Annotated in this window: 12 protein-coding genes; 3 read left to right on the top strand and 9 right to left on the bottom strand. The window is 41.0% G+C overall.

Features of this window, described 5'->3' with window-relative positions; genetic code table 11:
- Position 1 precedes the first annotated feature (1 nt).
- Both ASE42_RS00685 and ASE42_RS00690 read left to right on the top strand, forming a co-directional pair.
- Complete coding sequence (locus ASE42_RS00685) at positions 2-8,197, top strand: non-ribosomal peptide synthetase (RefSeq protein ID WP_056765102.1); 8,196 nt, start codon at positions 2-4, stop codon at positions 8,195-8,197.
- A 6-nt stretch (positions 8,198-8,203) separates the two neighbouring features.
- Positions 8,204-8,944: a thioesterase II family protein gene (locus ASE42_RS00690; protein WP_034622976.1), complete on the top strand. Its 741-nt coding sequence runs from the start codon at positions 8,204-8,206 to the stop codon at positions 8,942-8,944.
- A 30-nt stretch (positions 8,945-8,974) separates the two neighbouring features.
- Here ASE42_RS00690 and ASE42_RS00695 read toward each other — a convergent pair whose 3' ends face one another.
- From ASE42_RS00695 to ASE42_RS00720, 6 genes are all read right to left on the bottom strand, one after another.
- A complete protein-coding gene (locus ASE42_RS00695; RefSeq protein WP_025092825.1) occupies positions 8,975-9,514 on the bottom strand; it encodes a hypothetical protein in 540 nt (179 codons plus the stop codon).
- Positions 9,515-9,534: 20 nt separating this feature from the next.
- Positions 9,535-10,068 carry a stage II sporulation protein M gene (locus ASE42_RS00700; protein ID WP_034622973.1) on the bottom strand — a complete coding sequence of 178 codons (534 nt, stop codon included), beginning with the start codon at positions 10,066-10,068 and terminating at the stop codon, positions 9,535-9,537.
- Positions 10,025-10,714: an ABC transporter ATP-binding protein gene (locus tag ASE42_RS00705; RefSeq protein WP_024427282.1), complete on the bottom strand. Its 690-nt coding sequence runs from the start codon at positions 10,712-10,714 to the stop codon at positions 10,025-10,027. The genes ASE42_RS00700 and ASE42_RS00705 overlap by 44 nt, the downstream gene beginning before the upstream one ends.
- An 8-nt stretch (positions 10,715-10,722) precedes the next feature.
- Entirely contained in the window at positions 10,723-12,147 is a 1,425-nt protein-coding gene (locus ASE42_RS00710; RefSeq protein ID WP_034622970.1) for a hypothetical protein, read from the bottom strand.
- A gap of 64 nt (positions 12,148-12,211) precedes the next feature.
- The gene (locus ASE42_RS00715) at positions 12,212-12,511 is read right to left on the bottom strand and encodes a hypothetical protein (protein ID WP_024427284.1); all 300 of its coding nucleotides are present in this window, start codon (positions 12,509-12,511) and stop codon (positions 12,212-12,214) included.
- Positions 12,512-12,857: 346 nt separating this feature from the next.
- Entirely contained in the window at positions 12,858-13,772 is a 915-nt protein-coding gene (locus ASE42_RS00720; RefSeq protein WP_034622968.1) for a DMT family transporter, read from the bottom strand.
- 130 nt (positions 13,773-13,902) lie between these two features.
- Between ASE42_RS00720 and ASE42_RS00725 the strand changes: the two genes are divergently transcribed.
- Positions 13,903-15,240 carry a PLP-dependent aminotransferase family protein gene (locus tag ASE42_RS00725; protein ID WP_056765105.1) on the top strand — a complete coding sequence of 446 codons (1,338 nt, stop codon included), beginning with the start codon at positions 13,903-13,905 and terminating at the stop codon, positions 15,238-15,240.
- Here ASE42_RS00725 and ASE42_RS00730 read toward each other — a convergent pair.
- From ASE42_RS00730 to ASE42_RS00740, 3 genes are all read right to left on the bottom strand, one after another.
- Positions 15,237-15,929 carry a 4'-phosphopantetheinyl transferase family protein gene (locus ASE42_RS00730; RefSeq protein WP_025092830.1) on the bottom strand — a complete coding sequence of 231 codons (693 nt, stop codon included), beginning with the start codon at positions 15,927-15,929 and terminating at the stop codon, positions 15,237-15,239. The two genes, ASE42_RS00725 and ASE42_RS00730, sit on opposite strands and share 4 nt — an antisense overlap.
- Before the next feature lie 92 nt (positions 15,930-16,021).
- Entirely contained in the window at positions 16,022-16,612 is a 591-nt protein-coding gene (locus tag ASE42_RS00735; protein ID WP_056765107.1) for a hypothetical protein, read from the bottom strand.
- An 82-nt stretch (positions 16,613-16,694) separates the two neighbouring features.
- Positions 16,695-17,339, bottom strand: coding sequence for a YczE/YyaS/YitT family protein (locus ASE42_RS00740; protein WP_024427289.1), 645 nt, complete (start codon positions 17,337-17,339; stop codon positions 16,695-16,697).
- Positions 17,340-17,707: the final 368 nt, after the last annotated feature.

Consider the following 17,707-nt stretch of genomic DNA (forward strand, 5'->3'; position numbering starts at 1 on the left):
GATGCTAGTGAGTAGACGAAAAGGACATGCAGCAAATCATATCGTCAGAATCAACGGAAAACGGATGGATCTTAAAGCATTAGAGCAAGTCATGATGCTTCATTTTCCACTAAAGGAATGTGCAATCATTCCGAAGAAAAATCAAGAAGGCAGTCTATCGCTTGTGCTATTTGCACAGGCGAAGGACGCTTCGTTGACAAGAGAGCATCTGAAGAAAGGTCCGCTTCATCCTCATGAAGTGCCAGCCGCTCTCGTCTTATTACCTTCTTTGCCAAAGACAGAAAGTGGAGCAGTCGACAAAGAGGCACTGCTTTCAATTGAAATCATAGATCAAGAGGAATTAAGAAAGATAGAAGAGCGTACCAAAGCTATAGATGGAGTAGAGGAAGCGGCCGCTTTCATTGAAAGTCAGTCAGAAAAACGCATGCCCTATCATCTAGATGACCTGTTTCCTGATCGACAGCGTACTCAAGGGAACGAACCGATTTCGAAAAGTGAAGCGGGCGAAGCAAAACCATCATCTCTACATGAGAAGCCGCCCGCACTTGTGTATGGCGGAGATGTGATCAAAAAACCAGGCACGCCTGTCACACTGACAGAGGTGCTGATTCGATCAGCCTTTATGTCACCAGACCGCGGGGTGACTTATTTGAAAGAAGGCGGGCGTACGTTGACCCAAACATATCCTGAATTACTAACAAGCGCTGAACGGGTTCTGTCCGGCTTAAGGGCAGCAGGACTGACAAACGGTGATCAAGTGTTACTTCAATTGAAAGACCATCAAGATTTTATCACGGTGTTCTGGGGCTGTATTCTCGGAGGAATCATTCCGACCCCAGTCTCTGTGCCGCCTGTTTATGATGAAGTGAATCAAGGTGTGAATAAGCTGAAGGGCGTGTTTCAGCTGCAAAATGAACCTTTCATTATTACGAATGAAGCAAGTGCTGAGGACATTGCTGGGCTGCGTGAGACATTTGAAGCAAAGGTCATGCCTATCTTAACAATTGAAACATTGCTGGCGTATGAACCAGATGAACAGCATTATGAGCCGGAGCCGGATGAGCCTGTGCTGCAGCTGCTGTCTTCAGGAAGTACGGGTGTACCAAAGTGTATCCGTCATCATCATCAAAGCATTTTATCTAGAATTATGGCCTTTGAGCAGGTAAACGGCTTTACACATGAGGATGTGTCGCTTAACTGGATGCCGCTTGATCATGTTGGTGGAATTGTCATGTTTCATGTACATGACGTCTACCTTGGCTGCCAGCAGATAAGTCCATCCATCGATCAATTTATCGAGCGGCCGATGGTGTGGCTGGATTGGGTAGAAACATACGGTGTCACAAGGACATGGGCACCAAACTTTGCCTTTGCCATGATGAATGAATATGAAGACGACATTCGTAAGGGAAACTGGGACCTGTCCACTCTGACTTATATCATGAATGCAGCCGAAGCGGTTGTTCCGAAAGTCACACAGCGCTTCATGCACATCATGGGACAGCACGGATTAAGCCGTCATGCGATGGTACCTGCTTACGGTATGTCAGAAACATCCTCAGCCATTGTTCAGTCAAAGAAATTTATGCGGAACAGTGAACAGGATGGACAGCTGACGATTGATCAGACCTCGTTAACAAGTGAGATTGAATATGTGACGCACGATCATCCGAACAAGATGACGTTTACAGAAGTCGGCACGCCGATTCCGTCTGTATGGATTCGAATTGTAGATGAGCATCACGAGGTGCTGCCAGAAGATCAGGTTGGGCGCTTGCAGGTGAAGGGTCCAACAATTATGATGGGCTACTATCAAAATGAAGAAGCCAATCAAGAAGTTTTTGCGGAAAACGGCTGGTTTCACACAGGGGATTTAGGGTTTATTCATGAAGGGCGTCTCGTTCTGACAGGTCGAGAAAAAGACATCATTGTCATCAACGGCGCTAACTATTTGAATTATGAAATTGAAGCGGTTGTAGAAGAGGTGGACGGGGTCGAAGTCACTTTTGCCGCTGCGTACGGCATTTATAATCCCGAATCAAGCAATGACACGCTTGCCGTCTTTTTTGTCTCACAAAGGGATTCAATAGAGGAACAAATCGCGATGATTCAACAGATTAGAGAGGCCATCATTCGAAAAATCGGCATAGAGCCTGATCACATCATTCCGGTGAAAAAAGACCAATTTCCAAAAACGGAGAGTGGGAAAATCCAGCGTGCCCAGTTAGGCGCAGCACTAAAAGATGGAGCCTTCCGTGACATTGAACAAGCACTGGATCTTGCTTCTGAAAATGAACAAACACTCCCAGACTGGTTTTTCAAACGCATTTGGGCTAAGGAGCATATCGGTCCAACTCAGCCTTTTACTGATCATGTACTCGTTTTCGAGGATGAAAAAGGGCTGTATCAATCGCTTTACACACAATTTGAGCAAAAGAAACAGCCATATATTTCTGTGAGAAAAGGGCATGAATTTTTGCGTCTGTCCAAAGGGATGTACCAGATAAATCCGAGAATCAAGGGGGATTACGTCAGGCTCATTGCCGCACTTGAAGCAGATGAACTAAAGATCGGACGTATGCTCCATCTGTGGAATGTGTCAGACAAAGAAGACATCGTTGATCCTGCGCAGTTCAAAGAGCTGCATGCCAGCACCAATCAATCCATTTTGTACTTGTATCAAGCATTGAGACAAGCAAATAAAGAGCCCATCCGTCTTGTCGTTGTGACAAAAGGTGGTCAATTTGTGAAGCCTGAAGACGATCTTCATGTGGAGAAAACGCCGCTTGTAGGTCTGCTAAAAACCATTCCGCAAGAATGGGAAGGAGCAGAGGTGTCTCATCTTGATATTGAAGCGGAGAATGCAGAACAGGATGCCAAGCATATTGCGGAAGAATTGTCTGCGATTCATATAAAAGCAGAGGTTTCTTACCGAAATGGGGACAGATTCGTACCAAAGCTGGAAAAAGTCAATATGATCGAAGCGCCTCAAACAGAAGGTTTTTTAGAATATGAAGGTCTTTATTTATTAACTGGAGGACTTGGCGGGATTGGGTTTGAGCTGTCTAAGCAAATGCTCCAATTTGGCTTAAAGCTCATATTGATTGGACGGACATCTCTGGAAGACAGCTTGGAAAAGAAAGAAGCCTTCTCACAGCTTAAAGATGTTGGTGACGTCATTTATATCCAAGCAGATGTGACCAACTTACGTGACGTTGAACAGGCGATTTATGAAGCAGAAAAGCATTTTGGACAATCAATCCGGGGTGTGCTGCATTTGGCCGGTGCTGGTAATGTGTCTGAGCATTTTCAGCAGGCGGACAAGTATACACTGGCTCATACGTCAGAAGAGGATTTCACAAAAGAAATGTCAGGGAAAGCAGACGGAGCATGGGTCCTGCAGGAAGCCTTTAAGTATGATCCGACAGTACCGCTTGTCTTTTTTGGATCGGTCAATGGCTTTTTTGGCGGCACAACATTTGGGGCATACTCTGCGGCCAACAGCTTTTTAGATGGACTCGCGCATGCTCTCACCTTTCAAGAAGGAAGACGAGCGATCTCTTTGAACTTCAGTATGTGGGATAATCTCGGTTTGTCTAAGGGGCATACCGGAGCAGCTCTCACCGTTCGCAAAGGATTTCAATTGATTGGAAAGAAGCAAGGTCTCCATTCATTATGTTTAGGTGTCCGGCTCAATGAAGCGCATCTATTTATCGGTCTGGACGAAGCAAATCCAGACATCGCCGGGTATCTTCAGCCAGCTCCAATACCGGTCTTTGAGAAAAAGCTTTTTTACACCGTTCAGCCTGGCAAAGAAGTGCATGTTGAAGAGATCACGAGCGTCTCAAAAGGCAAATGGGACATTCAGCAAGTAAAGGAAATACCGAAAAAGCAAGATGGCTCTATTGATTATGAAGCACTCAAATTGAATCATGACAAAAACGGACAAAGCCTTGAAAAGCTATTGCCAGAAACGAAGACAGAGCAGCTTCTTGCCGCCATATGGGAGGACATTTTAGATGTAGATCGTGTGTATAAAGAGGATCAATTCTTCGACCTTGGCGGGCATTCACTAAAAGCGACTCAAACCATTTCCCGGATCAATCATGAATTTTCAATGAAGGCGCCTTTAAAAATATTATTTGAAAGTAAGCATCTGGCACATCTGGCGCAAATGGTTGATGACATCAAAGGGGCGCCAGCCGTTCAGGAAGCTAAAATTCCAAAGCTTGAAAAGCAAACAAGCTATGAACTGTCACATGCCCAGAAGCGTATTTGGTTCTTATCCACATTAGAAAAGAGCCATCATTACAATATATTAGGTGCTTGGAAGCTGACAGGACCATTACACGTTCAAGCATTAACAAAAGCGATTGGCCTTTTAACAAAGCGGCATGAAGCACTTCGGGCAGTATTTAAATCACTTGGCGGCAAGCCGGTTCAACTTATTCGCGAAGACCTTCCGCCATCTGTGACTGTGGCAAATTTCTCGTTATTTAATGAAAAAACAAGAGCGAGAAGACTCAAGCAGCTCATTCAGCAAGAGGCAGACCGCGTTTATGATTTAGAAAGAGGACCTCTTGCGCAGTGGACGATAGTAGATATGGGCAAGGAGGAGTATTATCTCCTTTGCGCGCAGCACCACATCATTTCAGATGCATGGTCACTCAGCCTGCTCATTCAGGAATTAGAAGTGGCATATGAAGCGCTGCTTGCAGATGAAACGCCGCAGCTCCCAGCCTTAGAAATCGAATGGACAGACTATGTACATTGGGAAAATGAACAATTAAAGCATCATCAAGAAGACCAAGCCTATTGGCTCAATACGTTACAAGGTGAACTTCCAGTGCTGGAGCTGCCGTTTGACCGTCCTCGTCCGCCGGTTCAAACATTTAACGGTGCTACAGAGCAAATCGTACTGGATGAACCGCTTATCCGCCGCTTGCAGGCTTTGTCCAAGCAGCAGGGCACGACATTGTTCATGACGATGCTGTCCGCGTACTACGTCCTGCTTCACAAGCTGTCCGGACAGACAGATATCATCATTGGATCGCCTATCGCGGGCCGGGATGCCAAGCAATCAGAGCAGCTCGTTGGGATGTTTGTGAATACACTTGCGCTGAGACAGGACGTCTCAACAGCAGAGACGTTTGCCGATCTTTTGGAAAACGTGAAAGAGATGACATTAAAAGCGTTTGAGCATCAGCATTATCCATTTGACAAGCTTGTCGATGACCTTTCGTTAGATAGAGATTTAAGCCGGTCCCCTATTTTTCAGGCGGCCATGGGGTATGTCACCGATTCGCTCGATGTAAACCTTAAAGGGCTGACAAGTGAACATGTGATGGTCCATCATACAGTATCTAAATTTGATCTCACCCTGCATGTATTTGAACAGGAAGAGCAGCTGTCGATTCAGGTGGAATACAATACGGATTTATTTGATCAAGAGACCATTTATCGTTATATGAACTATTATCTCCATGTGCTAGATGGCATGACGGCACAGCCTGAGCGTACATTTGCGGATTATTGCTTAATGGACAAAGCGGAACAGGCGGCGATGATTCTAGGCAAAAATCAAACGGAAACGCCATATCCAAAGCGAACGCTTCAAGAATTGTTTGAAGAACAGGTGCAGCGTGATCCGCATCGTATTGCCTTGTCCTATATGGATGAGCATATGACGTATGAAGCTTTGGATAAGAAGGCGGCAAAGCTTGCTGCTTACTTGCAGTCAAAAGGAATTGGACCAGGTTCCCTTGTACCGATGCTATTTGATCGCTCCTTTGACATGATTGTGTCGGTTCTAGGAATCATCAAATCTGGTGCTGCATATGTTCCGATGTCACCTGAATATCCTGATGCACGCATCCGTCTCATCGTTCGTGATACGCAAAGCGATGTGATCATCACCCAGTCTCATCTTGCAGATCGTCTAGTAGGCTTTACAGGTACAAGGATTATCATGGACAAGCCAATACCAGAAACAAATGCAGGTTATCAAAGAGAATCATCGATCATAGGTGAAGACCAGATCGCCTATGTCAATTACACATCAGGCTCAACAGGTACACCAAAAGGCGTGATGCTTCCTCATGCAGGAGTTGTCCGCTTGGTTAGAGAAACAAATTATATAAAGCTCGGTCCAGATGACAAAATGCTTCAGCTCTCAAACTATGCTTTTGATGCCTTTACATTTGAATTATGGGGGGTGCTGCTGAATGGCGGTCAGCTGATTCTGCTCCCAAAATATGCAGCACTGAATATGGAAGAATTAACGCAATTCATCAAAACGTATCAAGTGACAGCCAACTGTCTGCCAACCGCTTTATTTAATCGACTGGTAGAGCATGATCCGAAAAGTGTGGCAGGCTACCGCACATTACTCGTTGGCGGGGAAGCCATGTCTAGTGAGCATGCACGAAAGGCACTGCCGCATATGGAAGGTGTGCTCGTCAATGCTTACGGTCCAACAGAAAATACGACATTAGCCACAACACATCAAGTCACACACGTGCCAGCAGGCGCAAAATCAGTTCCAATTGGTGTGCCGGTGTCGAACTCAACTGTCGTCATACTGGACGATGCGCTCAATCCAGTACCAGCAGGCGTCAAAGGAGAAATTTATATCGGTGGAACTGGTCTTGCGAAAGGCTACCTTCATGATCCAGAGCAGACAAAGGAGCGGTTTATTGACAATCCTTTCCCTGAACTAAAGGGAGACAAGCTGTATCGTTCAGGCGACCTTGGTACATGGCGATCAGATGGCACCATTGAATACCTCGGCCGAAAAGATCATCTAGTGAAAATTAGAGGCTACCGAATTGAATGCGGAGAAATTGAGACAGCCCTGCTCAAGCATCCGCAAATCAAAGAATGTACAGTCATCGCCAAAACGTATGGCAGCTCAAAACGGCTGGCGGCCTACCTTGTGACAGATGGAGAAAATCCTGTTCCGGGCTGGAAAGCCTTTTTGCAGGAAAGCCTGCCAGGCTATATGATTCCAAGTTACTTTGTCGTACTGGATGAAATGCCGGTGACAACGAACGGGAAGGTTGATCAAAAAGCACTGCCAGAGCCAACAGAAACAATTTCCCTTTCCGATGATGACGACAAACCGGTCACCGAAACGGAGGAGCGGATTGTCGCAGCTTTCAAGGAAGTGCTTGGTGTGAAGCAAGTAGGTATGCATGACTCCTTCTTTGATCTGGGCGGCGATTCCATTATGAGTATTCAGGCTGTGGCCAAATTAAAAGAAAAAGGTGTTCGTGTTGATCCAAAATTGATTTTCATGCACCCGGCGCCTGCGCAATTAGCCGCCCATTTGGACGCAGTGCCAGAAGCCGCTGAGAACGTTGAAAGGTCTCCGAAGGACTACGTGATCGAGCTGAAAAAAGGCGATCCAGCCGAACCGAGAATATTCTTTGCGCCGCCTGCTGGTGGAACAGTGATGGGCTATATTGATGTTGCTAAGCTCATGACACATCAAGGGGCTGTGTACGCCTTGCAGTCTCCTGGCCTATATGAGGATGAAGAGCCGCAATTCCTCCATTACACGGAGCTTGTAACCCTTTTTATTGAAGCTATTGAGACGTTCTACCGTCCGGGCATTGACTATCTCGCAGGGCATTCAATGGGCGGGCATCTTGCCTACGGAATGAATCAGCGGCTCTGCCATGCAGGAAAAGCACCGAAAGGACTCATCATTTTAGATACGGTGCCAGTGCTAAGAGATGAGGCAGATCAGGCACTTCATGCCGATATGAACGAAGAAGAAGTAAAAATGCTCGCACTTGTCCTTGGAATGGGGAACCTGGTCGGCATTCAGCCAGAAGCTTTACAAGGATTGAGCTTCCAAGAAGTGAAGCAGAAAATACTCAAAGAGGCAGAAAAGGATGAAGTTGTTCATCAATTCATGAATGATCAATATTTAGATAAATATTTGCAAATGCAAACGCATAATACGATCATGTCACAAGCCATTGAATTAGAAAAAGAACCATTCCCTGTGCCATTTTATATTGTCCAAAGCAGTGATCACGCAAGCGATTTCCAGAAGAAGTTCGCAGATTGGGAGGCTTATACGAAAGAGTCGTGCTCGTATTACCACATCAAAGGCGACCATGTCACCATGATGAAAAGACCGCAGGCAGATGAACTGGCACGGATTCTTCAAACGATTATAAAGGGGTAAAGACGTATGAATCAGTTATTGAAAACCTTTGAAAAAAAATCAGATCTCATTCAGCTTATTTGTTTTCCTTTTGCCGGCGGATATTCCGCCTCATACCGTCCGCTCTTTGAACAGCTAAAAGACGTGGCCGAAGTCACAGCAGCAGAGCCCCCAGGGCACGGCACCAATCTCATGCCGCTTGAATCAAGCATTGACCGGCTGGCAGAGCTGTATAAAGAAGGACTTACGGACAAATTGAACCGCCCATTTATTCTGTTTGGACATTCAATGGGAGGGCTTGTGGTATACAGACTAACCCAGCTGCTAGAAAAGGAAGGAATTTATCCTGCAGCAGTGGTGATCTCAGCCATTCAGCCTCCGCAAACAAAACGGCAGATGCTGACGCATTTATCCAACGAAGCATTTGTACAGCATATTGCCGAAATGGGCGGGATTCCAAAGGAATTACTAGAGAACAAACCAATGATGGATTACTTTACACCGTCATTGCGTGCAGACTACAAGGCACTAGAAACCTTCCAGCACACAGATCAATCGATTATCAACACACCTGTTTATTTATTCAATGGAAAGCAAGATGAGAAATGCATGCAGGATGCAAGCGGCTGGTTAAAATGGGCAAAAACCATCGAACGCACCAATTTCGATGGAGGCCACATGTACATCAACACACACCTCGAGCCATTTGCAGAGCAGATGAGACAGGTGATTGAGCTTACAGCCAAGCAGCAATTGATCAAGAATTAAGAAAAAACGACCCATCAATAGGGTCGTTTTTTACTGAGGAATAATACTTGAAAACGCTGATATAGCTAATGAAAATAAGAATAATAAAACGAATGGGAGGTAAAATTTATAACTTCTATTTTCTTGATCTTTTAAGTAAGAATAGCACCACACACTAAATGCGACTATAACGAAAATGTTGATGTTCCATAAAAATGGAAGTGTAATCGTGCGTTCAGCATTAGATACCTTAAATAGGTATAAAATAATAACAATCAAGTTGCCTAGTAAAATGTAATAGTAAGCTAATATCCCTTTTTTAAAAATATTTTTATAGGAATCTTTTATTCCAAAAATAATAAAACTTAAAAAAATGACTAATGAAAAAAATAAAACTTCAATCATTGGCTTGAATATTTCTCCAATCACAGCAAGTGAAATACCTATCCACTTACTAACTTCAATTACATCTTGATTCCCTTCAAGTTGTAGCTCTAGTAGATTTTTATTTATTTCATCCATTTTTAATATAGAAAGGATGAAAGCTATTATACCAGAAAGCATACATACTAATAAAATGTGTTTTTTCATAATAGCACCCTTTAACAATATCAAATTTTTATAAAATAAAATTCAATCATCGAAGCAATAAATAATAAGAAAACACCGGTTATAAGCTGACTAGCATAGATTTTCCCTTTTGTTTTAAATGAAATTTTGTTTTTAGATATGATATATCCTATAATCTGTCTTGATATATCAAAAGAGACAAAATAAAAAAGGAACAAACCGACAATCTCCATCGGAGCGTGGAAAATAATATAGTATAATGCTATATCAAATCCATATATATAGGTATACGATATAAAAAATGCACCTAAGAAAAAACCATTTAGAAAAATAATCATGCTAGATAACAAACCTAAACTAACTATTCCAGATATTAATATTAGGAGTGACACAAAAAGATTATTAAAAAAAATGTCTAGATAGCTATGAATCTCAATGTTGTTTTTAAAATCTATACTATCTATAAATGTTGAAGCAAAAATACTTAAACTAAAACCTCCTAAAAATAATATGATAAAAACTGAAAAATTTTTAAGATAATTTTTCAAAAAATTTCTTTTCGAGCTGATCCTCATGAAAAGTCACTCCTGAAGATTTTTTTTCTGAGTGAATAATACTACCATTATCAATAAAAAGGATTTCATCACATAAGTCTGCTGCAAATTGAATGATATGTGTGGAGAGCAAAATGATTTTGTTGGCATCTCTGAAATTTCTTAAATGTTTTTTCATGTCAGCCATGTTAGTAGGATCAAGCCCTGTAAATGGCTCATCTAATAAAATAATGTTTGGATGATGTAATATTGTTAATATAAAAGACATTCTTTGTCTCATACCTCTTGAAAGAGCAGAGGAACGGCGGTGAATTTGTTCTTCTAATCCATATTTGCTCAATAAATCCTTGATTTGTTCATTTTCTAAAGGTTGTTCTACAAGCATAGATTGATATTTTACAAGTTCAAAACAGGTTAAGTTTTCAAATAGAGTTGGATCGTCTTCCATATATCCGACAGAAGAAAAATTTTGCTTACTATGATTTATTAATATTTGACCTTCATCAGGATTTATCAATCCAGCTACCATTTCTAAAATAGTCGTTTTTCCAGCACCATTTTTACCTAATAGTCCGATAATTCTACCCTCTTGGAAATGCATCTCAGGGATCATAACTTTAAAGTTAGACTCTTTGTACTCTTTAATTAGACCTTGAATTGATAACATACAATCCCTCACTCAAATAATGTTTTAAATGATTTGTAGTTTTTGTTGATTGTTCTATCCCAAAATTTAATCATTAAAAATAAAATGATGAATGAACAAGCAGCCATAACAGAATTTGTTAAAATGAAATATACTGTGCTGTATGAGGAAATCACTGATAAAGCTAGAATAAATCCATAACAAATATTTAAAGTCAATTTACTAAGAGAACTTGGAACTTGATAAACAAATTCCCAATTAAAATAAGGAAATACAACAGTAGAACCGACAGTACAAATACCGACGAGAATGCAAGTGTTTATTAAAGTAATCATCACGTAAAAAGGCTGATCTAGTTTTAATACAAAGCTTGAAAAAATGATATATAAAATACAAAAAAACAAGTGTAATATAATAGATAAAATTATCTTATTTTTAATTTTATTTTTCACTAAGTTAGGTAGATTCTGTTTTAAAGGAAGAATGGGTCCATCAATATCAAAAGAGACATATGGTTGTATTGCATTCGATATAATAATCATTGGAAAAATCACACTAAAAATAAACAAAAAATCATTTTCTATATTCAATGTTTCAAGTTGATTTGTATTAACACCATAAAGAATTAGACCAAATAACCCCCCAGATAAGGTTAATATGAATAATAATACTGACCATTGAATAGGAGGATTTCTCATGAGAAGCGTAATTTCATAAAACAAAATATGATTAAACTCTCTAGATGTTCTTTTTCGTTTTTCTTTTAATTTTTTTTGGGAATTAAAAATTGGTACATTACGAACATTTTTCTTCCAATTCATCAATAACAATAAACTAATGAATGTGAAGGTTAAAATAAAATATATTGAATAACTAGATAAAGAATTTGTTAATAAATTGAATCTAAATACAGTGAATACCCATAGAGCAATGAGGCCTGTAGTTATATAACCAATGCTCGATGAAATTGAGAAAAACTTTGGATTAGAAAGTAGCAACAAGACGTGTAATCTAAGTAAGTAACCTAAAATAAAAGAAGTGGCGGCGAGAGCTGCTATTGTAAAAGCTCCCTCATACCCATTTATAATTAAGTTTGCTAAGTAGGACCCTAATATGAAGAATAATACACCCACAATAGTGCTGAAAAACTTACTCATATCTTTGCCGAAAATGTATTGATCAAGATGAACTTTTAAAATAGCCATCTGTTTTTTATCAGAGGAGAAAAGTATTCTCATCAAACTCTTATCAATATTAACTGTAAACATAAATATAAACAGCGATAAATAAATTATTGATAAATTCTTAACGAAAAAAGGAGTTAATATACCTAGTAATAGTGGTGTTATTATGTATAAAAAAGCAAAAAATACAAAAATGAGAGCATTTTTTCGATGATGTCTTCTTAAATCATTGATTAACAAGATTTTTGTATATGTTAAATATTTATGCATTTACAACACTTCCATTTTAAAGGTGTATAGAGAAGGCTGTTACACCTTCTCTATTAAATCTTTTTTAGAAAGAAATAGCGTATTTCACTCCGTATTTTCTAGCATAACTAATGACCAGAGAAGCAATAGCACCAAGTCCAAAAGTACCTAAGACAGCAGCAACAGCACCCACTGTACCTGCAGCATTTAGAATTGCACTAACAGAAGTTATAGCCCAGCCAGGTATTTGAGGATAGTTTGCTACTAGATTTGCAAAAGGTGTAACTGGTTCAAGAGTCAATAAAATCATAGTTGTCAAAGTTAGAGTGAAAATAAGACTCAAGCCTACAATTGCAAAAAATCTATTTTTTAAACTCAATTCCATAATTAACACCCCCTCCCTTGCTTATATGCCCATATTATACAAAAAAAGGATATTTAATAAATGGGTTTTTTATACTGTATTTTATTTCTCTGTAACGAAAGATTTAGTAGTAGTTTGATGGAATATGAGAAAAGGTAGTAAAATCACTCGAGAATTAATAGCCCATAAATCTATTTTTTATATTGATAATGACATTACTTCAGTAACTAGCTATGAAATACAAGGTGAAATCACTTATTATATTAAATATGATATTTAATTTGGACGAAAAAAGAAGCTTATACAAGACTATCAATAATTAATAGGACATAAGAAAAGCGGCTCTTTTTAAAGAGGCCGCTTTTTCTTATGAATGCTGTTTCTTCACCACATTCCCGCCAATCACCCCGCCAATGACCAGCACCCCTCCGAGGAGATGATACCAATCAATCGTTTCGTGTAAAATGAGAACCCCGGCGGCGACCGTGATAAACGCGGATAAATTGTTAAAGATGCTGACCTTTGCCGCTTCAAGCTGCGAGAGTGCATAGTTTGATAAATACGCCGTGAGAAGCGATGAAAGAATACCTAAAAAGAGCATCGACCATACAAAGGATGCTTCTGTAAAAGGACTGAAAAACTGAGGCAATGACCCATTGATCGAATGCCGAATAAGCGCAGCGGCATTAAAAAAGACAAAGCCAAAGAAGGTCATCACAAAGGTGAGTTCGATCACATGGAAGCGTTTTGTAATCACTCTGGCAAACACACTATATGCACTGGATGACAAGGCTGAAAGTAAAATCAGCACATAGCCGATGAAGTGAGAATGCTTGACATCGATTCCCTTCATGACAAAGAGAAGCATCACCCCGCACACAGAAAGAAAGGTAAACAGCACTTGTATCCATGTCGCACGTTCCTTTAAAAACCAGGCTGCCAGCAGCATTGTCAGAATGGGAATCGTCGCTTGAATGATGCCAGCCTCTGAAGAAGATGTATACATCAATCCCCACACTTGAAAAGCAAAGAACAAAACAGGGTAAAGCAAGGAAAACGGTACGATATAAATGAGATCACGCCATTGAATGGATATGCGATACTTTTTTCGTAGAAACGGATACAGCAATAGAGCGGCTGCAAAAGAAACAGTAAAGCGGTGTGCCAATAAATCGATTGGGTTTGCTGATTCTAATGCTATTTTGACAAACAAAAAGGAAAAACCAATGATAGAGGCGTATGCGACCGCGGCAGCATACGCTTTTTGTTTTGACATATTCATAACGTGACTCCTTACATGAGCATGCATGCTTCAAATGAATTGACCGGTTCTGTTCTTCTATCGTAATCGGATCATCTAACGTGTACAATAAGAGAACATGATATCTGTACCGGTACAAGGAGGAAAAGGCGTGAGGAAATATGATCAGCTTGTCTTGAGTTTAAAAAGAAAAATGGATTCTGGTGAGTACAGTGCTGGGATGAAAATTCCATCCATTCGCCACTTAGCGGCTCAATATGCAGTGAGTAAAAGCACTGTCATCAAAGCGCTGGACACATTGGAGCGTGAACATCTGCTGTATTCTGTAGAAAGGAGCGGCTATTATGTCGTGAAAACGAAGCAATCAGCAGGTAAGCAGGACGGCACATGGATTGATTTTGCTTCATCTGCACCTGATCCCGTTGTGTTTCCATATGTCGATTTCCAGCACTGCATCAACCAAGCGATCGATTTATATCAAAATGACTTATTTATTTACGGCACAGCCAACGGCTTACCATCCCTGCTGCCAGTCATTTCAAAACGATTAATGGATTATCAAGTGTTTGCTCATCCAGAACAGATCGTCATGACCTCTGGTATTCAGCTCGCGTTATCCATTTTAAGCACCATCCCTTTTCCGAATGGAAAACAAACCATACTAGTCGAACAGCCGGGGTATCACTTATATCTCCAATATTTAGAGAAAAACCAATTGCCTGTGCGCGGAATTCAACGGACGGAAAAAGGGATCGATCTGATCGAATTAGAACGTATCTTTCGAGAAGAGGAGATTCGTTTTTTCTATACGATGCCAAGATTTCAAAACCCGCTTGGAACGAGTTTATCAAAGCAAGAAAAAAGAGCGATTGCAGCCCTTGCTGAGAAATATGATGTCTACATTGTTGAGGATGATTATCTAGCAGATTTAGAATTCGACACAAAAAGAGACCCGATCTATTCATACGATCAGGCAGGAAAGGTTATTTATTTGAAAAGCTTTTCTAAAATCATTTTTCCGGGGCTGCGAACAGGAGCTGTCGTCTTACCTGAAGAACTGATTACACCTTTTAGCGAACACAAACGGCTGATTGATATCGACAGCTCCATGCTGTCCCAGGCAGCCTTAGAAATCTATTTAAAAAGCGGGATGTTTGAGCGGCATAGAGACAGGATGCGGGCGAGCTATCGAAACCGCTCCAAGCAGCTCGTGGCAAGTTTAAAAAATGATCAGAGCGCTTATCAGCTGGGAGAACAGGAGCCGGCTACCCATACACATGTACGAGTCGACCGGTCGATTTCCATGAACCAGCTCATTCAGCAGCTGAAAAAGGCATCTGTTTCCATTCAGCCAATTGACCGCCATTACCTGAAGACTTATCAAAAGGACCCCATTCTTCAGCTGAACATCTGGCAGGTGAAAGAAGAGCAGATCACACGTGGAGTCGATCTATTAAAGACGGTATTTCAGCAAAGCACGCGTTATTAAAGACGGGACAGCACATCACTGCAAGTGATTTTCTCTACACTTTCAGCCGCAGCAGACTTTCGTGTGCATACCGCCATTTGGTAGGCAGGGTCAAGTGAATAAGTTTGAACAAAGCAAGGTGCTTCATGATCAGGTAATGTCAACGCAGCCTGTCCATCCTCTGACAGACGGGCTGTAAAGGACGAAAGCCCATAGGATAAGCCTTTTCCAGTCAGCTTGATAAAGGCCTCCTTCATTGACCATAGATGAAAGAAATACGCTTCCTGCCGTTCTGCCGGCTGTGAGAGTAAATCCTGATACTCATCCGCTGAAAAAAATCGTTTGGCAATCGCGAGATCAATGGGTTTGATTTCCTCAATATCAATGCCAACAGGTGCATCATCTACTGCGCAAACGACCCAATCGCCAGAATGAGAAAGATTAAAATGAAAAGAAGGTAGCTGCCGGACAACAGGTTTGCCATTGCCCTCAGTTTCAAAAACGATCTGATCCATAGGCAGATCGTACATATCATGGATCGTTTGACGAACCAGCACCTCACCTAACAAGGTTCTTCTTGCATCGATCAAAAAACGAAAGCGTTCAGCCGCAGCACGCTTTTCAGATGAAACAAAGGGTTTCAGCCGCTCTATTTGTTGTTGTGCATCAATTTCATCTAAGTGTTGTAATTGGATAGCAAATATCTTCATAACGAACCTCTAATTTTTTACATTGATTGTACCATTGAAGAGTGCCGCGTAAAAGGGTCCATTAACGTAAAGAGGCAGCGAGCCTCGCTGCTTTACGTCTGTTTCACGATGTGAACACCATTCGGATCAGTTGTATCAACTCCATCATCATCTGTCATGACCACGTTAAGCAGGGAAAGCTGTTCACCTTTTTGCCAGTGAATGGGCTGATGCAAAGGTGATAGCAGCTGATCCACTTTAGTTGTCTGTGACAAATCAGGAACAGCAATTGTCATAGCGTGCAGCGCATCGTTTCCCGTTTCAATGACATCTGTACGCCGCTGTAACTCAAGCCTTAAACGAAGAGGTGTCGAAAGAAACGTTCTCCGTTCCCCAGCTTGGATTGGCCAGTTTAGTTCTTTAGCTTGTGCAAGCAGCTGATCATATTCTTCGTCTGAGACAAGAAAGCCGATGTGATCAAAAAGGACTTTTTTGCTACAGCCAAAAGTGATATTGATCTGGCCTTTTCTCATTTCGATGATTCGAAAGGTCGGCTGCTCTTCTCTAAAATCTTCCCAAGTGAGCGGGGGATGAAAGGAGCCACTTTTTGTGAAACGACCTTTTACCTCAAAGCCTAGCGAACGATATGCTTGCTCTGTCTCTTCAACAAATGGTGTCCAGTAATGATAGTGGAAAAGCTGCATAGGTCTCATCTCCTGTGTGTGAATATTCTGTTTATTTATTTTAGCACAAGAAAAGCCATTCTAATTATAGAATGGCTTGTTCTCATCTAGTCAGGGTTTGAACAGGTTTTTCGGCTGTTTTAGTAATGAGCAGCTCCAGAAGCCGTGTTGATTGAGGCAAGGAGAAACGAAGGACAAGACCTGTGAAGATCGCAGTCAAAATCGTTCCAATGCCAATCGGTCCACCGAGCATCCATGCAAATAAAAGCACTGTTAACTCAATGCCATTTCGAACCCACTGTACGTTCAGTCCCGTTTTTGCTGAGATGAGCAGCATTAATGAGTCCCGTGGCCCAGCGCCAAGATTAGCTGAAACATAAATGCCAACGCCATATCCAGAAACAACAACACCTGTAATAAATACATATAAGGCCGGTAAATATCCGTGCGGCGCAGGTAATATCGCATTAAAGAAATCAATAAACACGCCAATCAGCACCATATTCAGTAAAGCGCCGATCTTTGGAAATGATTTCGTAAAAATAGAAGTCAGTGTCACAATAAGTGCACCAATAATAATGGACCATTGTCCAATTGTGAGTCCAAAATGCTGAAACAGTCCGTAGTGGAAAGCGTCCCAAGGACCAATCCCAAGGATCTTCCCTTTCACTGTCAGCGATAGTCCAAAAGCTAGTACGATCAATCCAACAAAATAAAAAAACCAACGTAAAAGATGTTCCCGCTTCAAAAGCATTCCCTTCTTTCTTAAACACTCGATTTCCATCGTAACATACTCTCACACCCCTTTAAATGGCTTAGCCTAATTGTAATCGCTTACTTCAAAAATAATTTTTTCGAATTGTAAAGGTCAAAACGGCAAAACAAGCAGTATGACTTTCGGATTGTTTTTTTTGACAAACCAAGCCATTAATTTCCTATCTTTAAGAAAAAAAGAAAATAATTCAATATATTTTGCCAAAAAAATAATCTACACCCAATTAAAGAATATTTATCTTTAAATAGAAAGGATTGTATGTAATTCACATCATAAGACCTGTTTATAAAGATAGATATATGAGGGGATTTAAGATGAAAAAAGGCTATTTTTTTGGAAAA

It is taken from the genome of Bacillus sp. Root920, from assembly GCF_001429445.1.
GTDB lineage: Bacteria > Bacillota > Bacilli > Bacillales > Bacillaceae > Bacillus > Bacillus safensis.

Excerpts from the sequence above, each read along its gene's own strand:
- ASE42_RS00685 (WP_056765102.1), top strand. The coding sequence starts at position 2 with ATGCTAGTGAGTAGACGAAAAGGACATGCAGCAAATCATATCGTCAGA.
- ASE42_RS00705 (WP_024427282.1), bottom strand. The coding sequence starts at position 10,714 with ATGTTATCAATTCAAGGTCTAATTAAAGAGTACAAAGAGTCTAACTTT.
- ASE42_RS00695 (WP_025092825.1), bottom strand. The coding sequence starts at position 9,514 with ATGAAAAAACACATTTTATTAGTATGTATGCTTTCTGGTATAATAGCT.
- ASE42_RS00710 (WP_034622970.1), bottom strand. The coding sequence starts at position 12,147 with ATGCATAAATATTTAACATATACAAAAATCTTGTTAATCAATGATTTA.
- ASE42_RS00715 (WP_024427284.1), bottom strand. The coding sequence starts at position 12,511 with ATGGAATTGAGTTTAAAAAATAGATTTTTTGCAATTGTAGGCTTGAGT.
- ASE42_RS00735 (WP_056765107.1), bottom strand. The coding sequence starts at position 16,612 with ATGCAGCTTTTCCACTATCATTACTGGACACCATTTGTTGAAGAGACA.
- ASE42_RS00720 (WP_034622968.1), bottom strand. The coding sequence starts at position 13,772 with ATGAATATGTCAAAACAAAAAGCGTATGCTGCCGCGGTCGCATACGCC.
- ASE42_RS00730 (WP_025092830.1), bottom strand. The coding sequence starts at position 15,929 with ATGAAGATATTTGCTATCCAATTACAACACTTAGATGAAATTGATGCA.
- ASE42_RS00700 (WP_034622973.1), bottom strand. The coding sequence starts at position 10,068 with ATGAGGATCAGCTCGAAAAGAAATTTTTTGAAAAATTATCTTAAAAAT.
- ASE42_RS00690 (WP_034622976.1), top strand. The coding sequence starts at position 8,204 with ATGAATCAGTTATTGAAAACCTTTGAAAAAAAATCAGATCTCATTCAG.